This window comes from Rubritalea marina DSM 17716 (assembly GCF_000378105.1).
GTDB classification, from domain to species: Bacteria; Verrucomicrobiota; Verrucomicrobiia; order Verrucomicrobiales; family Akkermansiaceae; genus Rubritalea; species Rubritalea marina.
The window spans coordinates 31,376-42,844 of sequence record NZ_KB899248.1 but is presented as its reverse complement, the minus strand read 5'-3'; the positions used below and the strand labels follow the sequence as shown (position 1 = coordinate 42,844).

The following is an 11,469-nucleotide window of genomic DNA, read 5'->3' as shown; positions in this document are numbered from 1 at the left end:
TGGATTAAAAAAGTGTGTGAGTGAGAGTTAGCCGTTGGTCGCAGTGAGGTAGCGCGAACGGGCTTTGTGAAAATTCTGGCGAGCTTCGATAAGGGTGAGCTTGAGCGAAAGCTCCTGCTCGCGAGCGCGAAGGACATCTTGTAGCGGCACCTGGCCGTCTTGATAAGCGGTGCGGATTTGGAAGAGATTCTCGCGTGCTTTGGGAATCAGGTCCTGATTAATTCGCACTGCCAGCTTCTGCCATTGGGCCATTTCACCGTAGGCAGCGCGGACTTCGGCAGTGATCGATTTCCGGAGAGCAAGGGTCGTGAGATCAAGACGATCTCGCTCCGCATGAGCCTCGCGAAGGGCTCCGGGAGTTTTCGGATCTCTTCCCAGAGGCATGCTAAAGCGAACACCGATGATTCCTTCAAGCTCTCCACCTTCGGGCTCATCCTCCTCGCGTCCCAATCCTGCATAAACGCCAAGATCGTAGTCAGGAATTCCCTCAGCCTGTGTGAGGTGAATGTTTTCCGTAGCAGACTTTGCACGGAGCTTCGCCGCGACGAGGTCTGGTCTATCCCGTGGCACACTGACCTGCATGGGTGGCAGACTCGTTGGAGGAAGCGCGCCTGCGACAGCCAGTTTCGCTTCTGGATTGAAGCCTAAGATTGGTTTCAACTTGGCTTCCGCAAGATCGATCTGAATCTGAATTTGCTCAGCCTTCGTATGAATACGAGTCACCTCGATCTCAGCTGTAGGCACCTCTAACAGAGACGCTTCACCACGGGCCGCCGCCTCGTTAATGAAGTCGGCCAGTTCTTGAGCATTTTCAGACTGCTCCTGCAATAAGCCTTTCACCTCTCTTAGAGCGAGGACCTCAACGAGCTGTTCGCGGGCTTCGCCTACGAGCAGTCGCTCCGCATTGGCGACCTCAGCACGAGCGGCTTCGACGAGTGGTGCCGAGACGCGTTTTTCGAGAAGGAGTCGATTGGTTCTTGGAAAGCTGCGAGAGATTCCGGCGATGAGGAAGGGCTCGCGTAGATTCGCGGTCGTCTCGAATTCCACCTCCACAGTGGGGTTCGATCGCAAACCAGCTTTCTGTAGCCGCCCTTGCGCGGCATCGATCAATTTTCGTGCAGCTGCAAGGTTTGGGTTATTCCGCTGCACTAAACTACGGAGATTGGACAAAGTCAGAGCAACGTTTTCATTGTCAATGGAGCCTATCCTCTCGACCGCGATTTTCTTCGCTGGAGGTGTGGCGGGAACAATGGGAAACTGAGTTGTCTGGGATGAGCAGGAGACTGTTAGAAAAAGAGTAGGAGTAAAATAGAATAAGGCTTTCATGCCGGTAGCTGGTGAATGTGACCAAAAGTGCCTCACACCGATCATCGGGAGGGCAGGAACATCGATTCATCACGGCACGCACTTGTGCCGTGGAGCTACTGGCATCAAAGCCTCATCACACCAAAACGCAGAAAAACCGGAAGATCCGGTGGCGGTCTGGCAAAGTCCGACGGAAGAATTTGTCTCCGAGGGCGAAAATATTTATCTGCAGAGAATGAAATAAGCGATGCGCAAAGACCGTCGTCTGAAGGCGCATTCTCGCTTCCTGAAGAGGAGCGAACAAAATCATCAACCTCTAGATCAATTTCCAAATGCTGACCATCGCAAGGCTCCTGCCCATCAGTGCAATCTGGAGGAGTTTCTTCTTCGTCAGAATGCGAACAGTCTGAATGTCCTTCGACTTCATGCTGGCCGACGAAAATTTCTGTCGTGCTCACGCATAAACCCACTGCTGACACCATAGTGAGTGTCATAGACAAGATTGCGACGAGCGCTACTACAGATGTGATAAATCTTGCGATGAGTGTTTTCTAAGGTCTGGAAGGACAGGTGTCAAGAAATTTAAGATTTTCTTAGCAGCACCGCATTCGCGCTCGGAAAAGGCCTGAGCAGTTTGTTAATAAAGGTCAGATTTGATGAATCAAGGTGCTTTGACGACACTACTAAGTCTTGCTCTCAAGCAGCTACTCTTGCGAAGAGGCAAGAAGAACTCTGGCTAAGATAGCTCTCTGGCCAGAGTTCTCCCAGCAGGGTTAGCTTATTCCACCGGAACGATGAAGATTACGCCTTCGTGACGAGTAAGTTCGACGGGAATATGGTCGAGCTGGAGGATTCCACCTTTCTTGTCGCTTCGGCGTTCCCTGACGGCTCCGATTTCACGTGCTGTCCGAGTTTGTCACTGCCATCGTCATTGTTGCCGATGATGCGTGAGAATGAGACACGATGGGATGGTGAGACACGATGGGATGGTTTTGCTTTTGTTTGCTTTTCGTTTGTCATGATGAACTCCTTTGTTCTGTTTGCACCCCGATGCCCGAAACAGAAAAAGGAGAAGTCGTGCAGAGAAGCTTTTTTCAAAATCTCCTTCACGGCGAGCAGCTCCGCGATCACCTCAGTCGGCAACTTCCGAAAATCTGACCGTTTTGCTGGGGTTTTGCAGGAATGAATCAGCGAAGCGGATGAGAGCGCTCTTCTTTTCGTTTCATTCGCATGAGCGATCCCAATTTTCCAATTCTATTTCACAACTACCAGCCAAGTGGCCCTGAGGCCATTGAGCGCGATGGTCGTCGCTACGTGCGCGAGTGGCCTGCCTCGAAAGGCGAGCCGCAGGTTCCCTACATCGAAAGGGATGGTCAGCGATGCGTGCTGGATGAGTCTGGCTTGAGCACGGAGCTTAACCCTCTTCGTTTCATCAACCTCAATCCCCCGGAAAAGGCTCCGGGATACAAGATCGCCGAGAAGAAACCACCGTCTAAGAAAGTGGAGACCTTGGTTTCCTCCTGCGGCTTGGCTTTGAAGCGGGCAACCGTTTCGGCCATTCCGTTCGCTCTGAGGTGGAGGTAGATGTCCCGAGCGTGGCGAGCGGCTGCCGCTTGGTTCTGAGTGCCAAGATTGAACCACTCCTCGGACGAGCCGGAAAACAAGCGAACTTGCCATTCTTTAATTTCCACAGTCTTCCCGCCGCTCTTGTAAGAGCGTTTCTTGAGACGGCTCTTCCAGTAGCGCACGTCGTCTTTTCCTAGTTTGACAGCAGTCCCTTGCTTGTTCCACTGTCCGGTTTCTGTCCGGTTTTTCATGTCCAAAGTAAACTGCACCTGTCCGCCCATGTCGAATCAAAAAAGTCCATAAACCCATATAAAATAAGGGGTTAATGAGACGAGGTGAGACAGAGTGAGACTAGTCGAGAAGTGAAATCTACAAACTCATAATCCCTTGGTCGTGGGTTCAAGTCCCACCGGCCCTACCAATTCATCCTTATTTGGACTCAATACTACGTTTAAGGAGTCCATCATGCCGATGCTTTATCGGCTAAACCGTAGCCATCTAAAGCTCGGATTGCTCGTCGCCATACGCGCACCGTCTCTCCAGCCCTCGTCCGCGGCTGCTGCGAATCTGACTAATATGCTCAGTAAGAGTGTGCTCACTTCATTTAGTAGAGGCCAGAGCATCTCGATTGGCAGTATCACCTCCACCAGCCCCGCCTCAGGTAGCAATGGCCTTGCATCCCACCACTCCGTTCCCAGCAAGGGCGCTTGTTGCACGCACTCAAGCAAAACTAAAGTGGAAAGTCGCCTTCATAATCACATTTTACAAAACAACGAGGAACAGAAATTCCAACTTTACCTCGATTAACTCAAAACTTTAGAGGGTGAAATTCAAAAAATACTCAAACTTGCTGAAATTTTCACCATTTTGTGGTTTACTAAATCGAAAACAGTGGCACATTCCACGAAACAACACAATTTTCACCATGGCTAAAGAAAAGTTAGATGGCGCACAGGCGCTGATCAAGACCCTTGATGACTTAGGCGTTGAGTACATATTTGGTTACTCAGGCGGAGCGGCAATCCCGATCTTCGATGCGCTCGAAACAGTCAAAAGTAACATCCAATTCGTACTGGCACGCCACGAGCAAGGAGCGTGTCACATGGCCGACGGCTACGCACGAGCTACTGGCAAGCCCGCTGTCGTACTTGTGACCTCTGGCCCAGGTGCCGGCAATACCATCACTGGATTAATGACCGCGCAAATGGACTCCGTTCCAATGATCGTGATCTGTGGTCAGCAGGTGACTTGGATGCTCGGTAAAGACGCCTTCCAAGAAGCGGACATCTTTGGCATCACCATACCAGTGGTGAAGCACAACTACTTGGTGAAGAAAACCAACGACCTACCGAGAATTGCTCGCGAGGCATTCCACATCGCCACTTCTGGCCGCCCTGGTGCCGTACTCATCGACATTCCCAAGGACATCAGCTCCGCACCATTCACCGGCAAACTAAAAAGCAAGACCAGTGAAGACTTCGACCTTCCGGGATACCACCCTGAGAAAGCATTCAACATCGACCCAGCAGCCATTCAAGAGGCAGCCGCACTCATCAAGAAGGCGAAGCGTCCGGTGATTCTTGCTGGCCAGGGTTCCATGATTGCGCGTTCAGAAAAAGAACTGCTCCAGCTCGTGGAAATGCTCGATTGTCCATTCACCACCACCCTACTTGGTAAGGGGATTCTCCCTGAAACTCATCCACTCTCGCTTGGCATGCTCGGCATGCACGGCACTGCCTATGCGAACAAAGCAATGGTAGAATGTGACCTCTTGCTCAACATCGGCTCGCGCTTCGATGACCGCATCATTGGCCAGCCAGACAAGTTCTGTGCGGACGCCAAGATCATCCACATCGATATCGACCACGCCGAAATGAACAAGATGATCTCACCTGATGTAGAAATCGTAGGTGATGCCAAGGCGGCCGTGTCAGCGCTACTCACAGAAGTGGAAGCCACCAAGCATGCAGAATGGAACAAGCACCTCAATGGCTACAAAAAGAAGTACCCGCTGGGCTACCGCAAACAAGGCGGACTGCGCATGCAGCAGGTGATTGACTCCTTCAACACCCAAACCAAGGGTGAAGCCATCGTAACCACTGATGTGGGTCAGCACCAAATGTGGGCGGCTCAGTTCTACCGCAATGCCAAGACTCATTCATGGCTCAGTTCCGGCGGCGCCGGCACCATGGGCTTCGGTTTCCCTGCCGCAATTGGCGCAGCCTTCGCCTGCCCGGACCGCGACGTGATCACCTTCTGCGGCGATGGTGGATTCCAGATGACACTCTTCGAGCTAGCGACAGCAGCCATCCACAAATTGCCAATCAAAATCGTGGTACTCAACAACCACTACCTCGGCATGGTGCGCCAGTGGCAGGAACTCTTCTTCGACGACCGCCTCTCTGGTGTAGACCTCGAGGGTAACCCAGACTTCGTCAAACTCGCCCAAGCATACGGCATCAAGGCACTGAACATCAAGCGCCCTGCCGATGTGGACCGCGTGGTGAAGCAGGCACTCGAGTACAATGAGGGTCCTATCCTGATCAACGCCGAGTGCGTGAAGACAGACAACGTGTTCCCAATGATCCCTGCGGGCGCCGCACTCGAAGACATGCTCATCGAACCACCAAAACACAAGATGGCTAAACCAACTGGATCCACCTAGACCCTGCCAGTTTCGTACATTACTCGTTTTGTAATCAATCCACTTACTATTTAAGAACAATGTCTAAGAAAATTGTTACCACCGATGTTCCTGCTGAACCCAGCTTGGATCAGAGCAGCCATAGCCTCTCTGTGTTTGTCAACAACACGCCGGGTGTGCTGATGCGCATCACGCAGGTATTCGCACGCCGTGGCTTCAACATCGACTCCCTAGTGGTGTCTGAAGGTCGTGACGAACGATTCTCACGCATGACTATCGGCATCACCGGCTCATCCAACGGGCTCGAGCAAATCATCAAGCAGGTGTCAAAGCTCATCGACGTGATCCATTGTATCCAACACGAAGCCGATGATTCTGTAGTCAAGGAACTCGTCCTCATCAAACTCTTGATCAAGAGCACAGAAGACCGCACATCCGCGCTTCAGATCATCGACCACTTCAATGGCAAAACCGTAGACCTCACCCCCGAATCCATCATAGCGATGATTTCAGGAGACAGTGGAAAACTCGACGCAGCCATCAAGATGTTCGGCAACTTCGAAATTGTCGAAACCGTCCGTACTGGCAAAGTCGTGATGGCTCGTGGAGGAGCCACCACCTAAGCACTTCTGAGACCCAACCAACTCAAACATGCTAGGGCTTCGAGATCACTCGAAGCCCTCTTTGTTGGCCTCAGATGATCCAGCTATCAAAGCTGAAGTTCCTCTGCAACGATCTGCTGAAGAAGCTCCGCCCCGCGGGCAATACATTCCTCCAACGGAAGGCCCAGCCGATCTAGTGCATGGCAGGCATCAAATTCAGGTTCAGCAAGAACATCAATACGCCCCGCACACGCAATCACCCGTTTGCCCTCAGAGCGAGCCATGCGCGCCAAGCCCACAGGTCCCTTCCCTTCGAGGCTTTGCGCATCCAGACTCCCCTCACCAGTGATCACCACATCCGCAAGACGCACGCGATTATCGATTTCAAGCTCTTTGGCCAACCAATCAAAGCCATTGACCAATTCTCCGTGGGCAAAATGCATCAAGCCAAATCCTAGACCGCCGGCAGCTCCAGCTCCCTCACGATCAATTGTCCTCGCACTGGAATCGACCAAGCGCGCAAACAATGTCACCATCGCCTCCATTTCAGAGACATTCTCCACCCCCTTCTGCGGGCCAAAAACATGGCTAGCCCCACGCTCACCCAACAAGGGGCTACGCACGTCAGAGGCTATCAACACCTCAGGCAGCTTGATCATGCCAGAGAGATCCATCTCTGCCACTTGTTGGAAGTTCGCCGGAACTGGCTCTAGCTGATTCCCATCAGCATCAAACAACCTAGCCCCTAAGGCACAAGCAAATCCAGCCCCTAGCTCATTAGTGGCACTTCCACCTATCCCCATGACCACACGCTTCACTCCATGCACTTCCACAGCATGCCTGAGCATCAAGCCCACACCAAATGTGCTTGAATGCCATGGATCGCGATCCTCAGGCTCAATCATCAAGAGCCCTGCACTCGCCGCCATCTCCATCACCGCTGTGTCACCAGCCAAAACATATTGTGACACACATGGACGTCCCAGCGCATCCACCACCTCACAAGACACCCACTCCCCATCGAGCGCATCCTTGAGTGCCTCGGTAAAGCCCTCCCCCCCATCTGCTATTGGAGCCAAATCCACCACCAGAGAGGGATCCTTTTCTATCAAGCCTCGCTCGATCGACTCACATGCCTCGGCTGCTGTCAGCGATCCTTTAAATTTATCACACGCCACTAAGATTCTCATTATCAATATTTAAGTATGGATTCGTAAAAAAACTTCAACTGTTTACTTGCAAAATCCATGCCAATACGTTGTTCTTTGCGCGCAACCAAATTGCACACGGAGGGGTGGCAGAGCGGTTGAATGCACCGGTCTTGAAAACCGGCAAGGGTTAACGCCCTTCGAGGGTTCGAATCCCTCCCCCTCTGCCATTAAAAAAGCGACCCAGCTCGGGTCGCTTTTTTGTTTTCTCCACGTGTGGATCTCTGGGCTTAATCACTCGCTTTTTTTATCGCTCGTCCCTAACATCGCAACATGGATCGCTTGAACATCATTGGGGCTGGCAATGTCGCTCAGTCGCTGGCTAGGCAGTGGCATGCAGCCTCATTGCTAGAGATCGGAGACATCTATCATAGGCCTCAAAGCCAACGCGGAGAGCAAGCACTCCAACACATAGGCTCCGGAGCACTCACGAGCGACATGCGGTCCATGCAAGCTGCCAAACTGTGGATGATCGCCACTCCTGATGATCAAATTGCCGCCGTGGCACAGCAATTAGCACACAGCAAGGTGCTGCGAGCGAACGATTCAGTCTTCCACCTCAGTGGTGCACTCGACAGCTCTGAGCTCGAAGCGCTATCACCACTTGGTGTGCAGCTAAGCAGTGTCCACCCCATGATGACATTTCAAGCACCACTCGACCAAAACTTCGCCAATACCTACTGCGCCATCGAGGGACAAGATTCTGAGAGACTCAGTAATGCCTTCCATGCGATTGGCTTCGAAGCAATCCCCATCGCCCGAGAACACAAAGTACTCTATCATCTAGCAGGCGTGATGGCTTGTAACTACCTCACCACTCTAGCAGCCACTAGCAGTTCGCTACTGAAACAATGTGATATCGAAGCCAAACAACACATGCAGATTCTAGGGCCCATCATGCAAGCAACGCTCAACAATCTCATGCAAGGTAGCCCAAGCAGCGCACTCACAGGACCAATCGCCCGAGGTGATCATGACACGGTGGCCAAACATCTTGAGTCACTCCAGCTCCTAGCGCCGTCGCTGCTACCACTCTATCACATTCTAGCAAAAGCTACTCTTCCCATCAGCCAGTCTCAGGGAACAGCAAGTCCGTCGCAGCTGATAGCAATCGAGAGCTTGCTAGACCGCGACTAAGGGCTGAGAACAATCACCGCAGACAAGATTCAATTCAGGCTTTCCCCAGGCATTCATGCCACAGCTTAGGCAAGAATACTTCACTCTGTTCGAACGATTCTTTCGCAGCCCAGCCTCACGCAGCTCGAGCTCACGGCGTTTGCTCGTCTCAGTGCGCGCCACTTGGGCACCCTGATCAGAAGACTGAATGGTTAACACCACGCCAAGCTTACGCAGTCCGATGACTGATTCTCTGAAGAGCCCTTCGTCCGCCACATAGTCGTACATCGTCTGCCCTACCTTCGCTCCGCCTGGCTCCCCTGTGGATGATGGAATCAGCCCGACTGCTTCCATCTTTCTGGCCCACTCACGATTGTGGTAGCTCTTGCGTGAGGGTTTCCCAAAGCGGAACTGCCATTGGTGGCACATCTCGTGCACCAATGCCTGCCACACCTCAATATCGGGAAGCCCAACATAGGCGTCGGGGTTGATCGCAATCTCATCCAGCCGCTGTCCATGGACACCACGCTGCTCAAAGCTAGCGCGTCGGTACATCCCCACAGTGTGTGATTTGCGCTGCAATGTGATCACCACACCGGGTAAAGCGCCCTCAAAGAGGTGCTTATTAAAATGATCATAAGCCTGCTGGAAGACGGCGTAGGCTGCTGTATGGTCGGATGCCATTCGAGAATGCGTGCTAAAAGAGTTCAGTTTGCTGAAGTGGGGCACCGTCCAGCACCGCGGCAGAGCGACGTGGCATCACGCCAAACTCTATCCAATCAGTGGGTTCCTCTTGATTGGCACAAGCTAAGTTCACACCTTGAAGCCCCACATTGCCTAGGAGATCCCCAATCGTTTGGGTCGCATGCTGAGCTGTGTTGCAGTCGCTACTAAGGTGTCCCAACACCACTTGCTCTAGCAGCGAGCATCCCACCTCAGCAATCAATTCCCCAGCCTGGACATTCGAGAGGTGGCCGTGGCGCGAAGCGATTCGTTGTTTGGTCGACCAAGGTCGCTTGGTATCAGCTTCAAGAAGACCTTCATCGTAATTGGCCTCGACAAACAATCCATGAGCTTGCTTGAGGTAAACTCGCATCGCCTCAGTCACGTAGCCCACATCTGTCACCAGGCCAAACTTTGTTTCACCAGCGTGCACCGTGAAGCCCACAGGTTCGGCCGCATCGTGAGGGATCGGAAAAGGATGCACCGTGAGCTCTGCCAGCTGGAAATCCGTGCCAGTCTGGAACACCTTCCAATCAACGTCACTTTTCATCCCCCATTGAAGCGCTTCTTTGGTCATCGCATTCACATACACTGGGACTTTACGTTTGCGTAAAAAAACATCCAAGCCACGCGCATGGTCGCTGTGCTCGTGGGTGAGTAAAATCGCGCTGAGTGAATCTGGAGCCACTCCCATCGCCTCCATCCTGACAACCAATTGCTTGGCGGACAATCCAGCATCAATAAGAATCATGGACTTACCGCAATCAAGTAACGTTGCATTGCCGCCACTACCACTCCCTAACACTGCCATCCGCATCTTCACTGCAATCAGAATAGCCATTCATCAGTTCCTCTCAAGCCAGATTCTAAGGAATTGTCTAACGACATTCGTTTTCCCACATTTTTCGCTTTCTCAGATCCTGAAATAGACTACATCTCCTTGTATGAATATCATGAATGTGATCATCGGTGCGACTTGCGCACTGCTCATCGCCGGTTTTTTGCTGTCAGCTAGAGGCCCTATTTCCTCAAACAACGGAGCCTCGACTGACGCGCAGATCCAACAATTAGAAACACGGCTTTCCCAGCTTGAATCAGCGCTACAGAACGCCCCGATGCAGACGATCACACTCCCTTTAGCAGCCTCAACACCCAGCACAGCATCAGTGGCTAAATCAGATGAAAATGTGGCAGAACTCGAACGCGTCCGCGCCGAGCTTAAACAACTGAAAGAGGCTCAAGACCTGATTGAAGAGCAAGCCGTGGCAGTTATCGAAGACGCTCTCAGCACCCACGAACCAAAAAAGCCTGACCGCCGAGGTCAGCTCATCAAGTCAGCCCTAGTGATGGCGCGTGTCACCGAGTATGACAACGTCAACAAAATCATTGGCATCCAGATCGACCGCGTTGGCAACGTCAATTCTGGCGATGTCCTCGGTATCCGCCGCAATGCTGGAATCATCGGCCGCATCACGGTGGGCATGATCGACCGCAACCAAGGTGTCGCCGATCCCGTGCCCGGCTCCTTTTTCGGTGGCACGATCGACATCCAACCAGGTGATGAGCTTATTCTCCCGCCGCTCTAGGCTGGCTTAATCGATTGGCACACCATCATACTCGATCATCGTACGACGAAACTTCAACGGTTTCGTCGTATTTTTTTCGGGTAACAAGGCAAAATTGACCCACTCAGTCTCCGAGTAGTCAGCACTCGATACTTGAATCTTGGCAGCCACGGTAATGCGCCCATCCGCAGCAGGGAAGAGCTGCAGCACCGAAGGTATTTCGAAGCTTGCCATCCAGCGCGGATCAGGCAATTCGACAGGTTCCTCAAGCTTCTTCACTCGCTGACTTTTCAGCCTACCAGCACGTTTCCGAGTCGAGGGTTTACGGATTTTCTCCATCGCAAATGGACGCACACCGCCCAAGCCATCAGCATGGATCACCACCTTACGACCTGATTCCTCAGTTTCAATTTGCACCTGCTTCACCTGCATCGTCACCTGCTCACCTTGCTGGCCTTCCGCCACAAAGCGCCAGCGCATGGGGCCCTGGAATTCTGCCTGCGACGAACGATAGACTAGCTGAGCCATGTGTGTTGCAGCCTCGCCACGCAGAGCCAAGACTTCGCTATACACCTTCGCACCATTGAGCTCTACCTCTGGAGACCGTTGATAGGCCTGCCCGGGTGATTGTGGCGACTGATCGACTTGCTGGGCACAACTTGCCAATCCAGCAAGCATCACAAGAATGAGGAATCGTGAAATCATGCCCTCCTTGCTAGCACGAATTTTGCACATGCCAA

General features: G+C 52.5%; 12 protein-coding genes and 1 tRNA gene. 5 read left to right on the top strand and 8 right to left on the bottom strand.

Annotation, left to right across the window (positions count from 1 at the left end; all coding sequences use genetic code 11):
* Positions 1–27 precede the first annotated feature (27 nt).
* The 4 genes from F454_RS0101530 to F454_RS0101510 form a co-directional block, all read right to left on the bottom strand.
* Complete coding sequence (locus F454_RS0101530) at positions 28–1,326, bottom strand: TolC family protein (protein WP_018968857.1); 1,299 nt, start codon at positions 1,324–1,326, stop codon at positions 28–30.
* A gap of 104 nt (positions 1,327–1,430) precedes the next feature.
* The gene (locus F454_RS16240; protein WP_156817078.1) at positions 1,431–1,763 is read right to left on the bottom strand and encodes a hypothetical protein; all 333 of its coding nucleotides are present in this window, start codon (positions 1,761–1,763) and stop codon (positions 1,431–1,433) included.
* Between the two features lie 343 nt (positions 1,764–2,106).
* Positions 2,107–2,325 carry a hypothetical protein gene (locus F454_RS16235; RefSeq protein WP_156817077.1) on the bottom strand — a complete coding sequence of 73 codons (219 nt, stop codon included), beginning with the start codon at positions 2,323–2,325 and terminating at the stop codon, positions 2,107–2,109.
* Between the two features lie 353 nt (positions 2,326–2,678).
* Positions 2,679–3,122: a hypothetical protein gene (locus F454_RS0101510; RefSeq protein WP_156817076.1), complete on the bottom strand. Its 444-nt coding sequence runs from the start codon at positions 3,120–3,122 to the stop codon at positions 2,679–2,681.
* Between the two features lie 674 nt (positions 3,123–3,796).
* On the opposite strand from F454_RS0101510, the gene ilvB reads away from it, so the two are divergent.
* Both ilvB and ilvN read left to right on the top strand, forming a co-directional pair.
* Positions 3,797–5,536, top strand: a complete 1,740-nt coding sequence (ilvB, locus tag F454_RS0101500) for a biosynthetic-type acetolactate synthase large subunit (RefSeq protein WP_026292635.1) — start codon at positions 3,797–3,799, stop codon at positions 5,534–5,536.
* Positions 5,537–5,595: 59 nt separating this feature from the next.
* Positions 5,596–6,138 (top strand): acetolactate synthase small subunit, encoded by a 543-nt coding sequence (ilvN, locus tag F454_RS0101495; RefSeq protein WP_018968850.1) that lies wholly within the window; start codon positions 5,596–5,598, stop codon positions 6,136–6,138.
* A gap of 86 nt (positions 6,139–6,224) precedes the next feature.
* Here ilvN and F454_RS0101490 read toward each other — a convergent pair whose 3' ends face one another.
* Positions 6,225–7,307 carry a glycerate kinase gene (locus tag F454_RS0101490; RefSeq protein ID WP_018968849.1) on the bottom strand — a complete coding sequence of 361 codons (1,083 nt, stop codon included), beginning with the start codon at positions 7,305–7,307 and terminating at the stop codon, positions 6,225–6,227.
* 98 nt (positions 7,308–7,405) lie between these two features.
* Here F454_RS0101490 and F454_RS0101485 point away from each other — a divergent pair.
* A tRNA-Ser gene (locus F454_RS0101485) sits at positions 7,406–7,495 on the top strand.
* Positions 7,496–7,598: 103 nt separating this feature from the next.
* On the top strand, positions 7,599–8,462 hold the full coding sequence (locus tag F454_RS0101480; RefSeq protein WP_018968848.1) for a Rossmann-like and DUF2520 domain-containing protein: 864 nt from the start codon (positions 7,599–7,601) through the stop codon (positions 8,460–8,462).
* Here F454_RS0101480 and F454_RS0101475 read toward each other — a convergent pair.
* The gene (locus F454_RS0101475) at positions 8,448–9,125 is read right to left on the bottom strand and encodes a SprT-like domain-containing protein (protein WP_018968847.1); all 678 of its coding nucleotides are present in this window, start codon (positions 9,123–9,125) and stop codon (positions 8,448–8,450) included. The two genes, F454_RS0101480 and F454_RS0101475, sit on opposite strands and share 15 nt — an antisense overlap.
* A 13-nt stretch (positions 9,126–9,138) precedes the next feature.
* Complete coding sequence (locus F454_RS13755) at positions 9,139–10,005, bottom strand: MBL fold metallo-hydrolase (RefSeq protein WP_018968846.1); 867 nt, start codon at positions 10,003–10,005, stop codon at positions 9,139–9,141.
* 112 nt (positions 10,006–10,117) lie between these two features.
* Between F454_RS13755 and F454_RS0101465 the strand changes: the two genes are divergently transcribed.
* A complete protein-coding gene (locus tag F454_RS0101465) occupies positions 10,118–10,750 on the top strand; it encodes a Mic19 family protein (protein WP_156817075.1) in 633 nt (210 codons plus the stop codon).
* Positions 10,751–10,756: 6 nt separating this feature from the next.
* Here the strand turns inward: F454_RS0101465 and F454_RS0101460 are convergent, their stop codons facing one another.
* Positions 10,757–11,434 (bottom strand): hypothetical protein, encoded by a 678-nt coding sequence (locus F454_RS0101460; protein ID WP_156817074.1) that lies wholly within the window; start codon positions 11,432–11,434, stop codon positions 10,757–10,759.
* Positions 11,435–11,469: the final 35 nt, after the last annotated feature.